We start from the raw sequence: 20,513 nt of genomic DNA, 5'->3' as shown, positions 1-20,513 counted from the left end.
ATGTGCGGGCGCGCACATGCGTTGGATTACACAAAACCCTTGCAACCCTTGCTACCCTTGCACTTCCGAACAGGAAGTGACGGAAATCCGTCCTTCTCTCGCCGATGACGGTGCAAGGGTAGCGCAAGGGTCGGGGGCGAACCCGCAAGGGTCACCCCCCGGTCAAAAGTCTGGAAGCCCCTCCTGCCGGAGACCACGCGCCCTCTCATCTAGAGATTTTTTTCCGGGTGATGAGAAATTTCGGGGGCGGGGTGACGCCCACAAAGGCCGAGCCGGCCGCCCCTTCCATGTGCCGACCGTCGAAAATCGAATTACTGTCAAGCACTTGGCTGATGCGGGATGGCGGCAAGAGCGTATCGCCGTCGCGATCGGGGTCTCTCATCCCACCCTAAGGCGCCATTATTTTTCCGAACTGGGTTCGCGTGCTGGAGCTGCTCGCCATGCCAAAGAGAGCGGAGATCGGACACATGGACACGATTGACACCATTGAGCGATGCCGTGCGCTCAATCGCAGGGCGGCCGCCAAATATTTCGAGCTGGGCATAGAGCCGATCGATGCAGCGATCGCCGCCATCTATTCGGCTCATGATTTGGCCGTTGCGGCCGTCGGCGACGCGCATGGAGCGATAGAATGGATGCGCAATGCTGCCGACCTGATGGAACGCCAGCTGCTCGATCGTCAAGCGGGGGAGGCGAGACATGGTTGAACGTGTGGAATCGGCCGACAGTGATGCGGACATCATTCTCGAAGATCCGATGACACCCCGCGAGTTCGAAAACGCGTTAGCTGGGCATCTGACGCGCAAGGATCGCCGTCGTTTTTGGGCGGCGTTGAAGGAGGCCGGGCTTCTGGTGTTTCACGCATGATGGGCCGGTGTGAGAAGTTCATGACGCTCGATGAGGCGTCGAAGGTCGCGGGCATTCGGTGGCGCACGCTGAAAGCAAGGCTCATCGCCTCTGGTTGGCTGGTGCCGGTCGGCGGTGGTCAGGTGCGTTGCTCATCCGGGGCGATCGGCGCTGGCTATCTCGTGCCGATGATCTCCGATCGTCATGGCGTGTTCGGGTCGATCACTGTCGAGGTAGGTTACAAGATCACCAATGTGGGCTTGGCCGAATTGCAGCGGAGGTTTTTAGCGTGAAGCTGCCGCGCGGGTTGATAGGGCCGATCTATGCGATGGCGCGCCCCCGCCGCCCGGGTGCCGAGCGGGAGACAGTGATCGCAGCCGCCGGCACAAACGGTTCAGCATCGAACCGCGCCCGGCAACTGGCGCGGGCCGTTGCCGCCGCCGCATTGGCCGATATCGACCGCGATCCGGCCGAACACGTCATTCGCCTTCTACGAGATCTAGCACCAACGCCGCTCGACACGCTGGCTATATCGGCCGAGATCGATACGGCCGGACTTGTCATTGCAGAGCGTGTGCGCCGCTTGCGTGCTCGTGGCGGGCGCAGGCTTTCCGATCGAGAGGCGCTGTCAGAGGATAGTGAGGTGATTGCCGCCGTCGCGTCCATCCTCTCGGAACGGTATCGCCGCTATCTCGCAAAAAAATAGATGGGGAAAATCGGATTTTTCCCAGCGAAGATGCGCCATCGATCAGCGGTGACTTGCTGGAGAAACCCTATGTTGATCGCTAACTCGTCCGCCCCCCGCGCCCTTATGGCGGCGGGGCTGCCTTCCGTCCGTGCCGAGGGTGGTCGCCCTTCTTTGGAGGCGAGAGCCGTCTCCGAACTCACGGAAGCCATCAACGATTTCAAAGCCAAGTTTGAGGGGCGCCTGCAGGCGCTGGAAAAGCACGGCGACGAGCAAGCTCTAAAACTGGCCGCCTACCAGCTTAATGGGGGACCCTCGGAACAGAGCGATGGACAGGCTAACGATCCTGAATATCGACAGGCTTTTGCAAGCTACGCGCGCCGTGGCGCGATGGATGCCGAGGCGACTCTGAGGGATGCCAACGCCGACGGCACGGATCGCGGTAGAATCCGCGCCGCAATGTCGGAGGGCGACAATTCGGCCGGTGGCTATATGGCCCCGGTCGAATGGGACCGGCGGGTCCGCAAGGCCCAGCGTTCGTTTTCACCGATGCGCCGGCTTGCCCAGATCGTCACGACAGGCGTCAACGGCTATTCGACGCTTTGGAACAGCGAGCAATGGGGGTCGGGNTGGGTGGGCGAGACGGCCTCGCGCCCGCAGACCAGCACCACGACGCTGACGCCGCTCAACTTCCCGGCCGGCGAGATCTACGCCATGCCGGCGGCGACGCAACGCTTGATCGACGATGCATTGCTCGATTTTGAGCAGTGGCTTTCCAACGAACTCAGCGATGAATTTTCGCGTCAGGAGGGCATCGCGTTCATCTCGGGCGACGGCGTCAACAAGCCGCTCGGCTTTCTGCAATACCTTCCCGGCGGCGTGGCCGCCACTGGCCAACCGCTCGCTCATCCCGGCGGCGAACTGGGCGTCACCGTGAGCGGTGCGGCTGCGGCCTTGACGCCGGACGGCTTGGTTGACCTGAAATACGGTCTGGGCGCCCCCTATCGCCAAGGTGCGGCCTGGCTAATGAACAGTATGACGGCAGCGCTCATCACGAAGATGAAGGACGGTGACGGCAATTTCCTGTGGCGCGAAAGTCTCGCGGTAGAGCAGCCGCCGCTTTTGCTGGGCAGCCCGGTCGAGATCGACGAGGCCATGCCCAACGTTGGCGCTGACGCTTTCCCGATCGCGTTCGGCGATTTCTCGCGCGGATATTTGATCAACGACCGAATTGGGGTGCGCATCTTGCGCGACCCCTTCACTGCTAAGCCTTATGTGCTGTTCTACGCCACCAAGCGCGTTGGCGGGGGTGTTCTCGATCCAAAAGCGATCCGGGTCCAGAAGGTTTCGGCAGGATAGTTCCAATATACTGAAGTCTATAGCAGGGAGGGCGCCGTGAAGGCGCCCTCTCATTATCATTTGCGGGGGGTGATCACCCGCTCCCTTTCTGTTGTTGATGGATGGCTCTCAGCGTAGCGCTTCGTGACAAACTGTCCATCAGTTGAGTCCCGATATACGGTACGTCGAGGTCCTTTAGCATTCGACATTGCAAAGTGTCCTTTGAATTGTCTCCGGTGTCGACCTGGCCGGTTGCAGTGGAATGAATCCGCTGCAACCGGAGTTGGGTTTCTACTCGTCGACCAAAATGGGGAAAGCGCGCAGGCCAAACTGTTTGGCGTATATGCGCGAGCCATCCTTTTTCGTGATCCACGGGCGGAAGACCCACCGTTTTCCAGGTGGAGCGACCATAGACATAATAAATTGCCTCGTGAGAGGCGGCTTCGAACGCTTTGCCTATGGAATCGTGTGTGCTAAGCACACGGTGCTAACCTGATTCGAGGCATCGCGAGCTAGGCCGCGGTTCTGAGATGAAGAGGAGAAGGGGTGCTAGTCGATAGGCTGGCGCTCCTTTTTCTTTAGCTTTGATACCTTACGCCGCAAGGCGATCCGTCCACGCATCGTGTTGCCGGTGGAGCGTCACAGTTTGGTCGGCGCGCTCGTCCAGCTCTTCGATGGATTCCAGGTGGTTGATGAACTCTTCGAGTTCTTCGTCATCCATATTCCGGACAATAAAGAGGATTCGCAGTAACCGGTCGGCGGGACCCGGGATTGCGCTTGCACCCTTTTCCCATCGCGCAACCTGTTGGCTGCTTTGTCCCATCATTCTACCTAGCTCTGCCTGCGTAAGATCCATAGTCTTCCGCAAGAATTTAATTTCGGCAGGGGCCAGTTCCTTTCGGTTGCTTACCAGATGTTCTCCTATGCTACGGTGCAGTCCTTCCATATCAATAATTGATATGAATTCTTCCCCGTCGCGTTCCTTCCGACTAAATCCGTTCTGAAGGAAGATTCCGGAGAGACCGCACTCCTTGTACTCGTATGGGATGGATTTCAGATCCTCCCCACAACGGTAAAAGGTTTCGGTGTTGCTCATAAGTCTTCCCATTCCACTGTCTTCACAAAGATCTCTTTGTTAATCACGACAATCGTGACAACGCCGATCTCTCGACTCCCCTTTACCCGTGCGACAACCTTGCATCGCCATTCTCCCTGTTCGGCACCCTCTGAAATGTCTCCTTCGATGCACCCGGTGCGCAGCACCCTTATGGCATCCTCGCGCGTAATCCCGCGTTCGCACATGCGTTCGCGGCTATGGGTTCCGAAGTAGACCTTGCCAGTCTCGGTAGCCAGCGCTCGAATCTCCCTTTCCAGAGCGGAGCAGGTCGGGCGGAAAGGCACCACATTGGCGTTCGTTTGCTTCGTCATCCACCTATCAATATGATAGGTAGTATGTGATGTCAACTTAACAAGACGTAAATGGTTCCATGGCGTCTGACCCGGTTAAGGCTCATTGGTCGATTTTCGACCCTACGGCCTGGTAGAAGTCCGCAAGTGCCCGAGATATTTCCTTGGCTGCTGCTGCCAACTCCGCATGGGATTTCGTATAGACGTGCCCAGCGATGAAATCGTCAAACAGGCTCTGCACCATGGCGGCGCCATGCAGCACCTCATGGCGGTGGAAATCGTCGATAGGTGTTGATCGCGTCATGCCTCGGCCTACTCGCCCTTTCGAGCCGTCGCCTTGGGAACGCGCGATAGCATCTTGAAGCCCCGCGGCGATTTTATCGAAAGCTGCCTTCGTCATGGGGTCACCAGCCGCTCCGCTAAGAGCTGACGTATTGCCTCCGGCCGCGATGGCCGAGGATGCGGTTGCGTTTCGATCCAGGCGTCGAGTGCGGCGAGCTGGTCGGGGGGTAAACGAAGATTGATCGGTGTCGCTCCAACGGGCGGCCGACCTCGCCCCCTTTTTCTGGCACCGACAATTGACATGGCAGATATCTAGTGCCAGAAAATGCGAACCGGGACAAGGCTGCAACCTTGCCCCGGTTCTGACCACCCCCGCAATGGAGCTGCGATTATGGCTGTGGAACCTCTACGGGCTGAATTCGCCCAAAACAATGATGTGAGCGCCGAGCGCGAATCAGATCCTTTTGCTGAAGCGTTCATGCAGACCTTCCTTGAATGGAAGGTGCTTGATGAAGACCTGAACCATGAAATTGACGTAATCTATAAACGCCTCGCGTTTGCTTATGAAGGCGGGAAGGCGCGGGCGGCCTTCGGAGGTTGGTACATGTCCGGCGATCATGCGGCTATTGCCGCGCTGGTCGCGTTCGAGGAAATAGATATGATCCTGGACAACCAATATCAGACCCCTTCTATGGAGCGCGGCCGGGAGGAAGAAAACGCTTTACTGCGCGTCGCGGAATCGCTGCGTAGCGTCTGGCGATACCTCGACCGTCAAGGCTTCACGGCCGTACGCCCATTTGCGCGATATGTCGGCGCTGTTCAAAAAAGTGACGAGATCATTTGGGGTTGAGTGGCGATGCCACTAGCGCGCCGTTTGCGCGGTCAGTCAGCGGCATCTGGCGCCCGCCTGGACTATCGATGCTTGACAATGTTCTCCGCTGAGATATTTGACATTAAATACTCAGCGGAGAAAATTTGTATGTCATCCTTAGCCGATCGGAAGACGCGGTTTTCAGACGCGGCCAAGGCGATCGAAACCACGCCGAAGGCGTTGCGAAACTGGATCGCGCGTCGGCAGGTCGTTCTTTACGGGCAGGAAGATACGCGTGTTTGGCACGATTTTTCCCTCGCCGACGTCGCGAGCTTGGCGATTACCCGGCGGCTCGTCGATTTCGGATTGAAGGTGGAGGAAGCCAATGTGCTGGCGCGCCGCATTCTATCGACGTTGCAAGGGCCGCAGTTCGCGCATGCCGAGGATTTCGAGAAGCTCATGGGCTTTTGGGAAGAGCGTCGCGTGGCCGTGTGCCATGAGCTTGAAGGCTGGCGACTGATCCGCGTGATGGATGGCGATCGGATTGATCCCGATGCCTGCATACTGCTCAATGTTCATGGCATTCTTGCGCGGGTGAGCGCTCGCTTGGCGGAAAACGAGGCTTAGGCCCGATGTCCCAGCGCTCCTCCCATTTCAAACAGAGCGACGTCACCCGCGCTGTTCGCGGAGCGTTGCAGGGTGGGGCGCAGGTCGCCAGCGTGGCGATAACCCCGAGCGGGGTTATCACGCTGAAATTCGTCGGCGGTGAAAATTCCAATGGCGGCGGCGATGATCTCGATGATCGTCTTGATCGGTTCGCTGCACAATGAAGAAACGCTATCCTTGGGCGACCCCCTACCGAGACCGTCATGGGAAGCCACGCTGGCGATTCCGCCGTAAGGGCTATGCTCCGCATTCGTTCAAGGCGCCATACGGCACGAAGGATTTCGAGCGCGAATATGCCGCTTGCCTTTCAGCCGAGCCAATTCAGATCGGGGCGAGCCGGATCATTGCCGGCAGCGTCGCGGACGTGATTTCCCGCTATTACAGCGACAATGCTTTCCTCGATCTGAAACCGGCGACGCAGACCGTCTATCGCGGCGTGCTGGAGCGCTTTCGCGCCAATTTCGGGAAGGATCCGATGCGTCGCTTCGATGCGGAGCGGATCGCCAGACTTATGAACGCCATGCGTCACAAGCCCCATGCGGCGGCGCGGCTGCGTAAGCTGCTGACCCAGTTGTTCATCATCGCCCGCCGGGCCAAGATCGTTCCCCAGGGCTTCGATCCGGTGAAAGACACCAAGCCGCCAAGGGCGGTTAGCGACGGCTATCACCGTTGGAGTGAGGACGAGCTGGCCGCTTTCGAGGCGAAACACGCCCTGGGCACCAAGCCGCGCCTTGCCTTCGCCCTGCTGCTCTACGGCGCCCAGCGGAGCGGGGACGTCCGGTTGATGACCCATGAGACGATCGAGGGCGGCCGAATCAGGCTGGACCAGAGCAAAACCAGCAACGCGGTGGACGTGTTAGTTGTCGAGCCGTTGCAAGAGGCGCTGGACGCGGGCCCCTTGGGCGAGGCGACCCTGCTGGAAAGCAATCGCGGCGAGCCGTTCACGCCCAAGGGATTCTACAATTTGATGAAACGGGCGTGCATTCAGGCAGGCTTGTCGCATTGCTCACCGCACGGGCTTCGCAAGTCGGCCGCGCGCCGCTGTCGGGAGGCGGGATGCACCCCTGATGAAGGCATGGCGATCACCGGCCATAAAACGCTGAAAGAGTATCTGCGCTATGCCGGCGACAGCGATCGGGGCGTGCGTGCGGACGCAGGAATGGCCAAGGTTATGGCTAACCGTGACAGAAAGTTAGCCAAGGCACGCGCGCAAACGGCTGAATTGGAGGCAGAAAATGCCTGATGTTGGATGCCCCGCGAGGATTCGAACCTCGATTGACGGAGTCAGAGTCCGTAGTCTTACCTTTAGACGACGGGGCAAAAGGCAGGCGCGCGCAATATAAGCCGTCCTGCCTCCTGTCAACGCCCCAACGTTCGATCCCTGTCGCCGGCGGCCTTGCCGCGACCTCCATGTGCCGATAGTCTCCCTCCCAAGTCCCGGCGGCATCGGATCGGCCGGAAAGATAAGAGTGATTGCATGGCGCAGCAGACCGGAATGGCGGCGCCGCGACGCGGAAGCTTTTCGCGCAACGCGGCCCCCGACGCGCCCCAGAGGCGGCTCCACCGCCGCACTTATGCGGCGCTTGATCTTGGCACCAATAATTGTCGTCTACTTGTCGCGCGGCCGGCGGAGGAAGGTTTCGTCGTCGTCGATGCCTTTTCGCGAATCGTTCGTCTGGGCGAAGGTCTGGCCGCGACGGGGCGGCTCAGCGACCGGGCGATGGACCGCGCGGTCGCCGCGCTTTCGATCTGCGCGGAAAAATTGCAGCGCCGGCAGGTGACGCTGGTGCGGTCGGTGGCGACCGAGGCCTGCCGCCGGGCGAGCAACGGGCGCGAGTTCGTGGAGCGCGTCTATCGCGAGACGGGGATCGCGCTCGACATCATCTCGGCGGAGCAGGAGGCGCGGCTGGCCGTGCTGGGCTGCCATGTGCTGCTGGAGCCCGGGGAGGGGCCGGCGCTCATCTTCGACATCGGCGGCGGCTCCACCGAACTGGTGCTGATCGAGCCCGTCGGGGATACGCCGCGCATCATCGAATGGTTTTCCGCGCCCTGGGGCGTCGTCTCGCTCACCGAGACCGAGCCGCACGACTGGGCGGACCGCGAGGCGCGGCTGGCCGCCTATGGGCGCATGCGCGCGCGGGTGGCGGAGGCGTTCGCGCCCTTTGCCGAAGGGCTGGCCGGGGTGAACCATGCGTCGTCCCGCTTGCTCGGCACCAGCGGCACGGTGACCACGCTCGCGAGCCTGCATCTCGGCCTGGCAAGCTACGACCGGCGCGCGGTGGACGGGCTGATGGTGCCGGCGCAATCGATGCGCGACATCAGCACGCGCCTGTCGTCCATGTCCGTCGCCGAACGCGCGGGCCTGCCCTGCATCGGCACGGAACGCGCCGATCTGGTGGTGGCCGGCTGCGCCATCCTGGAGGCGATCATCGACATCTGGCCGGCGGAGCGGCTGGGGGTTGCCGACCGCGGGATTCGCGAAGGCATCTTGCGTTCGCTGATGGCGCGTGAGACCGGGCGCGCATGAGTATGAAGCAATGAGCCGCGGCGGATCGGGCGGCCGCCAGAGGGTGAAGACCGCACGGGGACGCAGCGCCGCCTCGACCCGCTGGCTCGAGCGCCAGCTGAACGACCCCTATGTGCGCCGCGCCAAGGCCGAGGGCTATCGCTCGCGCGCGGCCTACAAGCTGCTGGAACTGGACGAGCGCTTCCACCTGCTGAAAGGGGTGAGCCGCGTCGTCGACCTCGGCATCGCGCCTGGCGGGTGGAGCCAGGTGGTGCGCAAGGTATCGCCCAAGGCGACGATCGTGGGCATCGATCTGCTGCCGGTCGATCCGATCGACGGCGTCACCATCCTGCAGATGGATTTCATGGATGATGCCGCGCCCGATCTGTTGAGCGAAGCGCTGGGCGGGCCGGCCGATCTCGTCCTGTCCGACATGGCGGCCAACACCGTGGGCCATCCCCAGACCGATCATCTGCGCACCATGGCGCTGGTCGAGACCGGCTGCGCCTTCGCGGCGGACGTGCTGCGGCCCGGCGGCGCCTATGTCGCCAAGGTGCTGGCAGGCGGCGCGGACAATGATCTGGTCGCCGAGCTCAAGCGCCTGTTCACCACCGTCAAGCACGCCAAGCCGCCGGCGAGCCGCAAGGACTCGTCCGAATGGTATGTGATCGCCCAGGGCTTCAAGGGGCGTAAGCCCGAACCGGACAGCGGCGCGGAAAGCTGATCCGCGCCGCCGCCGGATCGGCGTCTCAGTGCCTGGCGGTGCGGGCCTCCGCGATCGCCTTCTTCAGCGCGTCATAGCCGACGGCGCCGGGCAGCAACTGGTTGCCGACGATGAAGGCCGGCGTGCCGCTGAGCTGGAGCGTGCGGGCAAGGCCGATATTGCCGTCGATCTCCGACTGCACCGCGGCCGCCTTGCTGTCCGCCGCCACGCGCACGGGATCGAGGCCGACCTGCTTCTGCACCTCGGCGATGGCAGCGGGCGTGGGCCGGCCGCTATTGTAGAGCTTGAGATGGAAGGGATAGAAGGCGCCCTGCCGCGCGGCGGACAGGCTGACCTTCGCCGCCGCGTCGCTGGCGTCGCCCAGGATCGGCAGTTCCCGGAAGACGACCTTGAGCTTCGGGTCCTCCTTGATCAGCCGATCAACGTCGGCAACGCTCTGGCGGCAATAGCCGCAGGAATAATCGAAGAATTCGACCAGTACGACATCGCCGTCGCGCGCGCCGGCCCAGGCGCCCGCGAAGGGCGTTTCCAGCGCCTTGCGGTTGGCTTCGATCAGCTGCGCGGTCTGGCGGCCCTGCAATTTCTCCATCGCCTCCGGGATGATCTCCGGATGGGCGAGGATATAGTCATGGACGATCGCCTCGATCGCCGCGCGATCCCTGGCCGGAACCGTTCCCGCCGAGGGGGCCGATTGCAATGCCGTGAGCGCCAGCGCGGCCGCTCCCCCGGCCAGCGCACCGATGATGCCTGCCACCCAATATCCTTTCCTGTTTTCCTGCACGGGCGTGCCGGCCCCTTTCCGTTCAGCGTCGCTTGCGATCGGCGATCGCCTGCCGGGATGTCAATGCGATATCCTCCGCGCGCACATAATCGGGCGTGCCTTGCGGGATGCCGCGCATCGCGGTTTCGGCGTTGCCGAGCGCGAGCTGCGGCTGGCCGGTCATCGCATAGCGTTCCGCCGTGGCGAGCGCCGCGCGCGCGATATCGCCTTCCTGGCTGTAGACGATGCCGAGCTGATACCAGGCGAAGGGATTCTCATTGTCCCGCGCCACCGCGTTGCGCAGCACGGTGCGGGCCTCGGCCAGGTTGGCGGGGTCTTCGGACGCGATCAGCGCATGGCCCAGCAGGGTGGCGATCAGCGGGGTGCTGCGCGTGCGCTCCACCGCCTCGCGCAAGGGGGCGATCGCGGCCTTGGGCTGCCCGGATTCGAGCAGGACCTGGCCCTTGAGCTCGAGAAAATAGGGATCGTGCGGCTGGGCGGCGATCAGCTTGTCGACCTCCGCCACCGCCTTGTCCGGATAGGCGGCGCGATGCCAGGCATATGCGCGCGCATAGCAGGCGGGGATACTCTGGTCGCTTTCGGGATATTTGATCAGCGTGACCTTGGGGTCCTGGACGAAGCCGGCGAGTTTCGCCTTCACCCGCTGGAAGCGGGCCTCCAGCGCCGGATCGGTCGGCTTGTTCCAGGCGGGATCGGTCTTCAGCTCCGCCTCCATCACGGCGGCGCGATCGGCCGACATCGGGTGGGTGCGGGCATAGGGATCGACATCGGCATAGCTGGAGGAGAGGCGGAATTCCTCCTTGCGCAGCTTCTGGAAGAAGGAGACCGATCCCTTCCCCGATATGCCGGCCTTCTTCATGAAGCTGGCGCCAGCGGCGTCCGCGCTCGATTCCTGGGTGCGGGTGAAGGCGAGGAAGTTGCTCATCGCCGCCTGCTGGCCCGCGGAAAGGATGCCCATGCCCGCCTCGCCGCCGCCGGCCGCGATCGCGGCCACGCCCAGCAGCAGCGAAAGGATGCTGATCCCCGTCGCCGCACGCGCGCCTTCGGAAAAGCGGACGATATGGCCGCCGGTGATGTGGCCCACCTCGTGGGCGATCACGCCCTGCACCTCGTTGGCGTTGTCCGCCGCGGTGATCAGGCCGGAATGGATGTAGACGATCTGGCCGCCCGCGACGAAGGCGTTGATCTCCTTGTCCTGGATCAGGACCATCTGGACATTGTTGGGCTCGAGCCCAGCGGCGACGACGATCGGGCGGGCGATATCGTTCAGCAGCGATTCGGTTTCGGCATCGCGCAGGATGGATTGCGCCATCGCCGGCCGTGCCAGCAGCGCCATGGAGAGCAGCAGCGCCATCAGCCAGCGGCCGATCTGCCTGCCGGGAAGGGGACGGACGGAGCGATGCATCATGCCGGATGTCTCCCCATGCGCCTGAACTCCGGATGAAAGCGGCCGGCCATCGGATGGATGGCCGGCCGCCGTCAGGCGATCAGTTGCCGAACGTGCGCTGCCACCAGCCCCGGCGCGGGGCGGCATCGGCCGCCGCGTCGGGCGCGGCTGGGGCTTCCGCGACGGCCGCCTCGGCAGGCGCATCCGCCGCCTTGGCACGGGTGCGGCGGCGCGGCTTGGCCGGGGCCTCCTCGTCATTGGCCGGGGTTTCGACAGGCNCGGCCGCCTTGGCCTTGGTGGCCCGGGGCTTGGGCGCCGCCTTCGGCTTCGCGTCGGCCACGGCCTCGGCGGTTTCCGCCTTGGGCGCGGCCTTGCGGCGGGTGCGCTTGGGCTTTTCCTCCGCGACCGGCNCCACGGCGGCTTCTTCGACGGGAGCGGCCACCGCGGCGGGTGCTTCGGCCACGACGATTTCGGCCTCGGCCTCCTTGCGGGCACGCGGACGCCGGCGAGCGCGCGGCTTGGCCGGGCCTTCCTCGGCCACCGCCTCGGCGGCGGGAGCCTCGGCCGTCACCGCCTCGGCGGTCTCCGCTTCCTCGGCCTCAGCCGATTCGGCTTCCGCGGTCGCGGCGTCGGTCACCGTCTCGTCGCCGTTGCGGCGGCGGCCGCCACGACGGCCGCGACGGCCACGGCGGCGACGGCCTTCCTCGCGTTCCTCGCGCTCGGCCTCGCTCTCGGCGCTGACGGCGGGGGCTTCGCCCTGCTCGTCCTCGTCGTCGCCGGCTTCCTCGTTCTCGCCCTCGGTCTGCTCGTCGCGCGGGGCGGTCTCGCCCTCCTCGCGCCGGCCGCCGCGACGGCGGCGACGGCGGCGACGGCGGCCGCGTTCCTCGCTGTCGCGCCGTTCCTGCTCGCCACCGGCGGCCTCGGCCTCGGCTTCCTCGGCGGCTTCTTCCTCTTCCTCGTCCTCGAGATCGAGGATGTCGTCATCCTCGGGCTCGATGGCGACGGGCTGCGGCAGGCGCGGCGTATAGGCCGGCGGCGGGCCGGAGGATTCCACCGTCATCCGCGCGCCTTCGAGCGAGCCGTCCGAAAGGATCTCGATCAGCACGCCATAGCGTTCCTCGATCTCGCCGATCTCGTCGCGCTTGCGGTTGAGGACGTAGAAGGCGGCTTCCTGGCTGGCGCGCAGCACGAGGCGCGAACCGCGCCCGCGCGCGGCCTCGTCCTCCAGCATGCGCAGCGCCGAAAGGCCGGCCGAGGATGCGGTGCGGACGAGCCCGGTGCCCTCGCAATGCGGGCACTGGCGGGTCGAGGCCTCGAGCACGCCGGTGCGCAGCCGCTGGCGGCTCATCTCGAACAGGCCGAAGCTGGAGATGCGGCCCACCTGGATGCGGGCGCGGTCGTTCTTCAGCGCCTCCTTCATCGCCTTCTCGACCTTGCGGTTGTTCGAGTTCGATTCCATGTCGATGAAATCGATCACGACCAGGCCGGCCATGTCGCGCAGGCGAAGCTGGCGCGCGATCTCGTGCGCGGCCTCGAGGTTGGTGCTGAGCGCGGTCTGCTCGATATTATGCTCGCGCGTCGAACGGCCCGAGTTGATGTCGATCGAAACCAGCGCTTCCGTGGGATTGATGACCAGATAGCCGCCGGACTTGAGCTGGACGATCGGCTGATACATCGCGGCCAGCTGGTCCTCGACCCCGAAGCGCTGGAACAGCGGCACCGGATCGTTATAGGCCACGATCTTCTTGGTATGGCTCGGCATCAGCAGCTTCATGAAGCTGCGCGCCTGGCGATAGCCTTCCTCGCCCTCGACGATCACCTCGTCGATGTCGCGATTGTAGATGTCGCGGATCGCCCGCTTGATGAGGTCGCTGTCGCCGTAGATCAGCGCCGGTGCCTCGGACTGCAGCGTATTCTCGCGAATCTCGTCCCACAGCCGGGCGAGATAGTCGAAATCGCGCTTGATCTCGGTCTTGGTGCGCTGGAGGCCCGCCGTGCGGACGATGCAGCCCATCGTCTTCGGCAGGTTGAGTTCCGCCATGATCGATTTCAGGCGCTTGCGATCGGCGGCGTTCGAAATCTTCCGGCTGATGCCGCCGCCATGGGCGGTATTGGGCATCAGCACGCAATAGCGGCCGGCAAGGCTGAGATAGGTGGTCAGCGCCGCGCCCTTGTTGCCGCGTTCCTCCTTCACCACCTGCACCAGCAGCACCTGGCGACGGCGGATCACGTCCTGGATCTTGTAGCGGCGGCGCAGGTTCATGCGCTTGGCGCGCAGCGCCTCCACGGCATTCTCGTCGCCGCCGCCGGCGCTCGTCGGCCTGCGGCGGGGCGCATCCTCGCTTTCGCCATTGGCGTCGTCGTCATGATCGTGATCGTCATGATGATCCTCGTCATCATGATGATCCTCCTCGGCCTCCTCGCGCTGGCGCAGCGCTTCTTCCTCGGCGGCGTGCTCCGCCTCCTCGCGCAGCAGGGCCTCGCGATCCTCCTTGGGGATCTGGTAGTAATCGGGGTGGATTTCCGAAAAAGCGAGGAAGCCGTGGCGGTTGCCGCCATAATCGACGAAGGCCGCCTGCAGCGACGGCTCGACGCGCGTCACCTTGGCCAGATAGATATTGCCCTTGAGCTGCTTGCGCTCGGCGGACTCGAAATCAAATTCCTCGATGCGGTTTCCCTTGACGACGGCTACGCGGGTTTCCTCCCGGTGGCGCGCGTCGATCAGCATGCGCATGGTCATTCATTATTCTCCGGGCGCGTCCGCCATCCGCCAGTCTGCGGCGCGGCGCGCGATATGTAAGGGGCGCAGGCGCCGGCATCGTCGCGATGCCGCGCCAGTTCACCCGGTTGAAAAAGAGAAACTGTGCGTCTGCCGCAATGTCATGTCCGGCACCGTGCGCCGGAAACAGGCCCCGAACCGACGCGCCGCCACCTTTCGAGGGGCGACTGAGGTTCGGGAAATCAAGACTCATGCAGCGTCAACCTAGATGGGCGGCCGCAAATGCGGCTCCTGTTCCGATCGGGCCTTGCCCTGTTGGATCAAAGGCAGCCGCGCGGATATTCCGCTGCTAGCATCTGCGCGGACGGCGGGCAACCACAACTGTCCGGCAGGGCCGTGATATCGGGACTTTGGTAAAGTAAGTGTTTGCCCCTATGCTTCAAGGCGAAACCGGAAAGCGCTACGGGACGGCTCGAAACATGATCTCGCGCATCGCGCAGGCTGGCGGCGGAATATTCGGCCGCTTGCGCCGATCGAAGGACGAAGGGGGGGACAGGCAGATCTTTTCCGCAATTCCACGCGTCCTCTGCCTGGTTCTGCTTGCCATCTTCATCGCGACCCCGATCGACGCCGCGTCGATCCGGGGCGTCGAGATATTGGGGGACAGCATCACCCTGCGCTTCGACGGGCCGGTAGAGAAGGCGTCGGTCTTCACGCTGGACGGGCCGCGCCGCATCGCCATCGACATCGCATCCGCCCATGCCGGGTCGGGCGGGGAGGCCGGCGGCTATATCGCCGCGATCCGGCAGGCGCAGTTCGATCCGCGCACCGCGCGCGTCGTCCTGGACCTGAAAGGCCCCGCGCTGGTGAAGGGCGGCGGGTTCGCGGCGGACGGCCGGTCGCTGGTGCTGGAGATAGCGGGCGCCAGCGAACGCGCCTTCGCCCGCAGCATCGATGCGCCCCGGCGCGTCTTCCTGCCGCCCGTCGCCGTCCAGGCATCCGCGCCGCGCCGGTCCGATCGGTCGGCCGTGCGCGTGCCGCTGGATCGTTCGGCGGAAGGCGATGGGCCGCCGCTTCCCCGCGTGATCGGGGCGAAGGGCAGCAATCGCCCGCTGGTGGTGATCGATGCCGGCCATGGCGGCCATGATCCGGGCTCGCTGGGGCCGGGCGGGCGCCGGGAGAAGGATGCCGCACTGGCCATCGCGCTCGCCATCCGCGACGAGCTGGTCGAATCCGGCCGGGTGCGCGTGGCGCTCACCCGCGAGACGGATCGTTTCCTGGTGCTGGGCGAGCGGCGGGAGATAGCGCGCCGGCTGGGGGCGGACCTGTTCCTTTCGGTCCATGCCGACAGCGCCCCCAATCCGGCGGCGCGGGGCGCCACCATCTACACCCTGTCCGAGGTCGCGTCCGACCGGGTGGCCGCCGCCGTCGCCGCGCGCGAGAATCGGGCGGACGTGCTGAACGGCGTCAATCTCGGCGGGGAGAATGAGGACGTCTCCTCGATCCTGTTCGACCTCGCCCAGCGCGAGACGATGAACATCTCGGCCGATTTCGCGGTGCTGCTCCAGCGCGAGATGGCGCCGCACATCCCCTTCAAGGACGAGTTCCACCGCTTTGCCGGCCTGATCGTGCTCAAGGCGCCGGACGTGCCCTCCGTGCTGCTGGAAACGGGCTACATCTCCAACGAGGAGGATGCGAAGCTGCTCTTCTCCGAAAAATATCGTCGCGATATCGCCAAGGGGGTCCGCCGCGCCATCGAGGTCCACTTCGCACGGCGGCTGGCGAGCAACTGATCGCCTGATGGCTGGCAAAGCGGCCTCAACCTGCTAGATGGCGGGGCGATGGAAGATGCGCCGCCGGAGAATCTGCACATGAAGCTCAGGCGTGCGGGCGACGGCCTCGGGCCGGCGCTGCGCGCGTTGTGGCAGCGCCGAATCGTCCGCTGGGCGGCCTATGCGGCGGGCGGGCTGCTGGTGCTGTGGCTGGCGGTATGGCTGGTCTTCGCGCGCGACCTGCCCGATGCGGACCAGCTTCTCGCCTATGAGCCGCCGCTCCCCACCAATGTGCGCGATATCGACGGCATGCCGGTCCACAGCTTCGCGCGTGAGCGGCGGGTGGAGCTGGCCTATGACGAATATCCGCCGATGCTGGTCCACGCCTTCCTGGCGGCGGAGGACAAGACCTTCTTCTCGCACAGCGGCGTTGACCTGACCGGCCTTGCCGGCGCGGTGATCGATTATGTCTCCAAGCTCGGATCGGGCGAGCGGGCGCGCGGCGGATCGACCATCACCCAGCAGGTCGCCAAGAACCTGCTGATCGGCGACGAATATTCGCCGACCCGCAAGATCAAGGAGATGATCCTCGCCCGCCGGATCGAGCATGCGATGACCAAGCAGCAGATCCTGGAGCTTTACCTCAACCAGATCTTCCTCGGGCGGAACGCCTATGGCGTCCAGTCCGCCGCGCGCGCTTATTTCGACAAGGACGTCGATCAGCTGTCGCTGCCGGAAATGGCCTATCTGGCCATCCTGCCCAAGGCCCCGGCCAATTATAACCCCGATCGCTTCGCCGCCCGCGCGCTGGAACGGCGCGATTATGTGCTGGCGCAGATGAAGGCGAATGGCTGGATCGACGAGGCGCAGCGCGCCGCCGCCAGCGCCGCGCCGCTCGGCACCATCCACCGCGCCGCCGTGGTCCGCCGCGACATCGGCGGCTATTTCATGGAAGAAGTGCGCCGCGAGCTGATCGAGCGTTATGGCGAGGCCGCCAAGGACGGCCCCCACAGCGTCTATTCGGGCGGGCTCTGGGTGCGCACCTCGATCGATCCCAGGGTGCAGGGGGCGGCGGAAACCGCGCTGCGCGACGGCCTCGTCCGCTACGATCGCGGCAAGGGCTGGAGCGGCCCGGTCAAGAAGATCGATCCGGGCGAAGGCTGGCCCGCGCGGCTGGCCGCCGCCAATGTCGGCACGGGCTATGCCGACTGGCTGGCCGCCGTGGTGCTGGCGAAGAGCGCCGGCAGCGCCGAGATCGGCCTTGCGGACGGATCGACCGGCACGCTCTACGCCGCCGCCGCCGCCATGCCGAAGCGCGGCGTCGGTGGCCGCGCCTTCGATTTCCTGGCGCCGGGCGACGTGATCGTGGTGAAGCGGGAAGGCGGCGCCTTCGGCCTGCGCAACATCCCCGCGGTTTCCGGCGGCTTCGTGGCGGAGGACCCGCATAATGGCCGCGTGCTGGCCATGCAGGGCGGGTTCGATGCGCGCGGTTCCTCTTTCAACCGCGCGACCCAGGCGCAGCGCCAGCCGGGATCGAGCTTCAAGCCCTTCGTCTACGCCGCCGCGCTGGATAATGGCATGACGCCGGCCTCGATCATCGTCGATGGTCCCTTCTGCGTCTACCAGTCGGCCAGGCTCGGGCAGAAATGCTTCCGCAACTTCTCCGGCGGCAATGCCGGCCCGCAGACGATGCGCTGGGGCGTCGAGCAGTCGCGCAACCTGATGACGGTGCGCGCCGCCAGCCAGACCGGCATGGACAAGGTGGTGAAGACCGCCAAGGCGATGGGCATCGGCGATTATCCCGCCGTGCTCGCCATCTCGCTCGGCGCCGGTGACACCACGGTGCTGAAGCTCACCAACGCCTATGCGATGCTGGCCAATAACGGCCGCGAGCTGAAGCCGACGCTGATCGACTATATCCAGGACCGCAACGGCAAGACGATATGGCGCGCCGATACCCGGCCGTGCGAGGGCTGCAACGCCAAGGACTGGAACGGCGGCCCGATGCCGCGCCCGCGCCCGCGCGGCCGCCAGGTGATGGATGCGATGACGGCCTATCAGACCGTGCATATCCTGGAAGGCGTGGTCCAGCGCGGCACCGCCACCATCCTGCGCGATCTCGGCCGGCCGCTGTTCGGCAAGACGGGCACCTCCACCGGCCCCACCAACGTATGGTTCGTGGGCGGATCGGCCGATCTCGTCGCCGGCGTCTATCTCGGCTACGATCAGCCGCGCTCGCTGGGCGGCTATGCCCAGGGCGGCACCGTCGCCGCGCCGATCTTCAAGCAGTTCGCGCAGGTGGCGATGAAGGACATGCCCGTCGTGCCCTTCCGCGCGCCGCCGGGTATCCGCATGGTGCGGATCGATCGCAAGTCGGGCCGCAAGGTCTTTGCCGGCTGGCCGGGCACCGATCCCAAGGCGGCGATCATCTGGGAAGCCTTCAAGCCCGAAAGCGAGCCGCGCCGCACCATAAGGCGCGAGGAGATCGCCAAGCAGGCGGATGCCGCGCGGCCCGCGCAACGCAGCGGCGACAGCGATTTCTTGCAAAGAGAGGGCGGCATCTATTAACCCGCCAGCCGATGCTTCCGCCCGGCGCGGGCCGGGCCACCGCATTGTCCCGCCACGCCGCCGCGGGATTGCCCCGGCCGGCGCCGGGGCGACAGACCATGTTCAGGAGCCTTGACGATGCGCGCCGAAGCGCAAGCCTATGCCGACCAGATCAACGATGCGCTCGCGCTGCTGCGCCGGTTCCTGGATTGGGACCGCGCGCTGCGCCGCCTCGATGAGCTGAACAACCGCGTCGAGGACCCGAAGCTGTGGGACGACCCCAAGGCCGCGCAGGAGGTGATGCGCGAACGCCGCCGGCTGGACGAGGCGATCACCGCGACCCGCGCGATCGAGACGGAGCTTTCCGACACGATCGAGCTGATGGAGATGGCCGAGGCCGAGGGCGACGATGCGATGGTCGACGAAGGCGTCGCCACGCTGGCCGCACTCGCCGAACGGGCCGAGCGGGACAAGGTGCAGGCGCTGCTGGCGGGCGAAGCCGATGCCAACAATGCCTATATCGAGGTGAATGCCGGGGCCGGCGGCACCGAGAGCCAGGATTGGGCCGGGATGCTGCAGCGCATGTATGCGCGCTGGGCCGAGCGCCACGGCATGAAGGTGGAGCTGATCGACTATCATGCGGGCGAGCAGGCGGGCATCAAGTCCGCCACGCTGATGATCCGCGGCGAGAACGCCTATGGCCACGCCAAGACGGAAAGCGGCGTCCACCGCCTCGTCCGCATCAGCCCCTATGATTCGGCGGCGCGCCGCCACACCAGCTTCGCCTCCGTCTGGGTCTATCCCGAGGTGGATGACGACATCGATATCGAGGTGCTGGACAAGGACCTGAAGATCGACACCTACCGATCGTCCGGCGCCGGCGGCCAGCACGTCAACACCACCGATTCGGCGGTGCGCATCACCCACATCCCCACCGGCATCATCGTCGCCTGCCAGAACCAGCGTTCGCAGCACAAGAACCGGGCCGAGGCGATGAAGCAGCTCAAGGCGCGCCTCTACGAGCAGGAATTGCAGCGCCGCGAGGCGGAGGCGAGCGCCGGCTATGAGGCGAAGACCGATATCGGCTGGGGCCACCAGATCCGATCCTACGTGCTCCAGCCCTATCAGCTGGTGAAGGATCTGCGCACCGGCGTCACCTCCACCTCGCCGTCGGACGTGCTCGATGGCGATCTCGATCCGTTCATGGCCGCCGCCCTTTCCCAGCGCGTGACCGGCGAGAAGGTCGAGGTAGAGGACGTCGAGTGAGGCTGAGGGCGCCGGCCATATTGCTGCTGGGCGCGCTGGCGGCCTGCACGCCGGCGGCACCCGGCAGCGATGCTGAGGTGAAGAGCAGCGATTTTCCCGCTGCCCATCGCCCGGTGGCGCCGATCGTCTCCAACCGCTACTCGAACGAGGATGATCGCGATCGCCTGCGCGAGGCCGTTAATGTCATGACGCGCTCCGGCGTCGTGCGCGGCATGACGGTGGCGGATATCGGCGCGGGCGAGGGCTATTACACCATCCGCCTCGCCTCCCGAGTCGGCGAGGACGGCCGCGTGCTGGCGGAAGATATCGTGCCCGAGGTGCGCGACAGGCTGGCCGAGCGCGTCAATCGCGAGGCGATCGACAATGTCAGCGTCAAGCTGGGCGAGCCCGCCGATCCCAAGCTGCCGGAGGCGAGCTTCGACCGGATCTTCCTGGTGCACATGTATCACGAGATCGGCGCGCCCTATGAGTTCCTCTGGCGGATGCGCCCCGCGCTCCGCCCCGGCGGCCGCGTCGTCGTGGTCGATTCGAATCGACCCACCGCCGAACATGGCACGCCGCCCGCGCTGCTCGATTGCGAGATGGCGGCCGTCGGCTATGCCCGCGTCGGCCGGCTGACCATGCCGTCGGCTGGCGGCTATATGGCGATGTATGAAGCCAGGGGCGAACGGCCCCGGCCAAGCGCGATCAAGCCCTGCATCCTTTCCACCAGCGCCCCCGGCACCCCCGCGCCGAAGAACCCGCACGACCGCTGACCGGCCGGCCGCCGGCACGCG

The 20,513-nt window shown here is 65.1% G+C and carries 21 protein-coding genes and 1 tRNA gene; 15 read left to right on the top strand and 7 right to left on the bottom strand.

Annotated features, from left to right (window positions below):
• The first annotated feature begins 422 nt into the window (after positions 1 to 422).
• From BHE75_RS20680 to BHE75_RS20670, 5 genes are read left to right on the top strand one after another with little or no spacing between them, the layout of a single operon-like run.
• Complete coding sequence (locus tag BHE75_RS20680) at positions 423 to 707, top strand: hypothetical protein (RefSeq protein ID WP_139181800.1); 285 nt, start codon at positions 423 to 425, stop codon at positions 705 to 707.
• Positions 700 to 867 carry a hypothetical protein gene (locus BHE75_RS24605; RefSeq protein WP_191225233.1) on the top strand — a complete coding sequence of 56 codons (168 nt, stop codon included), beginning with the start codon at positions 700 to 702 and terminating at the stop codon, positions 865 to 867. The genes BHE75_RS20680 and BHE75_RS24605 overlap by 8 nt, the downstream gene beginning before the upstream one ends.
• 20 nt (positions 868 to 887) lie before the next feature.
• Positions 888 to 1,139 carry a hypothetical protein gene (locus BHE75_RS20675; RefSeq protein WP_139181799.1) on the top strand — a complete coding sequence of 84 codons (252 nt, stop codon included), beginning with the start codon at positions 888 to 890 and terminating at the stop codon, positions 1,137 to 1,139.
• Positions 1,136 to 1,552, top strand: a complete 417-nt coding sequence (locus BHE75_RS24275) for a hypothetical protein (protein WP_139181798.1) — start codon at positions 1,136 to 1,138, stop codon at positions 1,550 to 1,552. The genes BHE75_RS20675 and BHE75_RS24275 overlap by 4 nt, the downstream gene beginning before the upstream one ends.
• Positions 1,553 to 2,890 carry a phage major capsid protein gene (locus tag BHE75_RS20670; RefSeq protein ID WP_084653400.1) on the top strand — a complete coding sequence of 446 codons (1,338 nt, stop codon included), beginning with the start codon at positions 1,553 to 1,555 and terminating at the stop codon, positions 2,888 to 2,890.
• A gap of 571 nt (positions 2,891 to 3,461) precedes the next feature.
• On the opposite strand, the gene BHE75_RS20665 is transcribed toward BHE75_RS20670, so the two are convergent.
• The 3 genes from BHE75_RS20665 to BHE75_RS24270 all read right to left on the bottom strand — a co-directional run bounded on the left by BHE75_RS20665 (position 3,462) and on the right by BHE75_RS24270 (position 4,676).
• Positions 3,462 to 3,965, bottom strand: a complete 504-nt coding sequence (locus tag BHE75_RS20665) for a helix-turn-helix domain-containing protein (RefSeq protein ID WP_070935173.1) — start codon at positions 3,963 to 3,965, stop codon at positions 3,462 to 3,464.
• Positions 3,962 to 4,297, bottom strand: a complete 336-nt coding sequence (locus tag BHE75_RS20660; RefSeq protein ID WP_070935172.1) for a DUF4258 domain-containing protein — start codon at positions 4,295 to 4,297, stop codon at positions 3,962 to 3,964. Before BHE75_RS20660 ends, BHE75_RS20665 begins: the two co-directional genes overlap by 4 nt.
• 82 nt (positions 4,298 to 4,379) lie before the next feature.
• Positions 4,380 to 4,676: a hypothetical protein gene (locus BHE75_RS24270; RefSeq protein ID WP_139181796.1), complete on the bottom strand. Its 297-nt coding sequence runs from the start codon at positions 4,674 to 4,676 to the stop codon at positions 4,380 to 4,382.
• Positions 4,677 to 4,949: 273 nt separating this feature from the next.
• On the opposite strand from BHE75_RS24270, the gene BHE75_RS24260 reads away from it, so the two are divergent.
• The 4 genes from BHE75_RS24260 (at position 4,950) to BHE75_RS20640 (ending at position 7,278) form a co-directional block, all read left to right on the top strand.
• Positions 4,950 to 5,408, top strand: a complete 459-nt coding sequence (locus BHE75_RS24260) for a hypothetical protein (RefSeq protein ID WP_139181794.1) — start codon at positions 4,950 to 4,952, stop codon at positions 5,406 to 5,408.
• A 129-nt stretch (positions 5,409 to 5,537) separates the two neighbouring features.
• A complete protein-coding gene (locus BHE75_RS20650; protein ID WP_070935169.1) occupies positions 5,538 to 5,996 on the top strand; it encodes a hypothetical protein in 459 nt (152 codons plus the stop codon).
• Between the two features lie 5 nt (positions 5,997 to 6,001).
• Complete coding sequence (locus tag BHE75_RS24255; RefSeq protein WP_139181793.1) at positions 6,002 to 6,199, top strand: hypothetical protein; 198 nt, start codon at positions 6,002 to 6,004, stop codon at positions 6,197 to 6,199.
• Positions 6,196 to 7,278 (top strand): tyrosine-type recombinase/integrase, encoded by a 1,083-nt coding sequence (locus BHE75_RS20640; RefSeq protein WP_070935165.1) that lies wholly within the window; start codon positions 6,196 to 6,198, stop codon positions 7,276 to 7,278. Before BHE75_RS24255 ends, BHE75_RS20640 begins: the two co-directional genes overlap by 4 nt.
• A 3-nt stretch (positions 7,279 to 7,281) precedes the next feature.
• On the opposite strand, the gene BHE75_RS20635 is transcribed toward BHE75_RS20640, so the two are convergent.
• A tRNA-Gln gene (locus BHE75_RS20635) sits at positions 7,282 to 7,355 on the bottom strand.
• Between the two features lie 157 nt (positions 7,356 to 7,512).
• On the opposite strand from BHE75_RS20635, the gene BHE75_RS20630 reads away from it, so the two are divergent.
• Both BHE75_RS20630 and BHE75_RS20625 read left to right on the top strand, forming a co-directional pair.
• Positions 7,513 to 8,562 (top strand): Ppx/GppA phosphatase family protein, encoded by a 1,050-nt coding sequence (locus BHE75_RS20630; protein ID WP_070935162.1) that lies wholly within the window; start codon positions 7,513 to 7,515, stop codon positions 8,560 to 8,562.
• A 10-nt stretch (positions 8,563 to 8,572) separates the two neighbouring features.
• On the top strand, positions 8,573 to 9,265 hold the full coding sequence (locus BHE75_RS20625) for an RlmE family RNA methyltransferase (RefSeq protein ID WP_015458601.1): 693 nt from the start codon (positions 8,573 to 8,575) through the stop codon (positions 9,263 to 9,265).
• Between the two features lie 25 nt (positions 9,266 to 9,290).
• Here the strand turns inward: BHE75_RS20625 and BHE75_RS20620 are convergent, their stop codons facing one another.
• From BHE75_RS20620 to BHE75_RS20610, 3 genes are all read right to left on the bottom strand, one after another.
• Complete coding sequence (locus BHE75_RS20620; protein ID WP_070935160.1) at positions 9,291 to 10,019, bottom strand: DsbA family protein; 729 nt, start codon at positions 10,017 to 10,019, stop codon at positions 9,291 to 9,293.
• A 49-nt stretch (positions 10,020 to 10,068) separates the two neighbouring features.
• Positions 10,069 to 11,454: a M48 family metalloprotease gene (locus BHE75_RS20615; protein WP_015458599.1), complete on the bottom strand. Its 1,386-nt coding sequence runs from the start codon at positions 11,452 to 11,454 to the stop codon at positions 10,069 to 10,071.
• Between the two features lie 79 nt (positions 11,455 to 11,533).
• Entirely contained in the window at positions 11,534 to 14,173 is a 2,640-nt protein-coding gene (locus BHE75_RS20610) for an Rne/Rng family ribonuclease (RefSeq protein WP_191225232.1), read from the bottom strand.
• A gap of 458 nt (positions 14,174 to 14,631) precedes the next feature.
• On the opposite strand from BHE75_RS20610, the gene BHE75_RS20605 reads away from it, so the two are divergent.
• The 4 genes from BHE75_RS20605 (at position 14,632) to BHE75_RS20590 (ending at position 20,492) form a co-directional block, all read left to right on the top strand.
• Positions 14,632 to 15,945, top strand: coding sequence for an N-acetylmuramoyl-L-alanine amidase (locus tag BHE75_RS20605; RefSeq protein ID WP_015458597.1), 1,314 nt, complete (start codon positions 14,632 to 14,634; stop codon positions 15,943 to 15,945).
• Positions 15,946 to 15,993: 48 nt separating this feature from the next.
• Positions 15,994 to 18,492 carry a penicillin-binding protein 1A gene (locus BHE75_RS20600; RefSeq protein ID WP_070935158.1) on the top strand — a complete coding sequence of 833 codons (2,499 nt, stop codon included), beginning with the start codon at positions 15,994 to 15,996 and terminating at the stop codon, positions 18,490 to 18,492.
• Positions 18,493 to 18,609: 117 nt separating this feature from the next.
• Positions 18,610 to 19,737 carry a peptide chain release factor 2 gene (gene prfB, locus BHE75_RS20595; RefSeq protein WP_041864863.1) on the top strand — a complete coding sequence of 376 codons (1,128 nt, stop codon included), beginning with the start codon at positions 18,610 to 18,612 and terminating at the stop codon, positions 19,735 to 19,737.
• On the top strand, positions 19,734 to 20,492 hold the full coding sequence (locus BHE75_RS20590) for a class I SAM-dependent methyltransferase (protein WP_070935156.1): 759 nt from the start codon (positions 19,734 to 19,736) through the stop codon (positions 20,490 to 20,492). Before prfB ends, BHE75_RS20590 begins: the two co-directional genes overlap by 4 nt.
• Positions 20,493 to 20,513 lie beyond the last annotated feature (21 nt).

Origin of the sequence: Edaphosphingomonas haloaromaticamans (assembly GCF_001853345.1) — a bacterium.
In the GTDB taxonomy this organism is placed as follows: Bacteria; Pseudomonadota; Alphaproteobacteria; order Sphingomonadales; family Sphingomonadaceae; genus Sphingomonas_E; species Sphingomonas_E fennica.
This window is presented reverse-complemented; position numbering and strand designations above follow the sequence as displayed.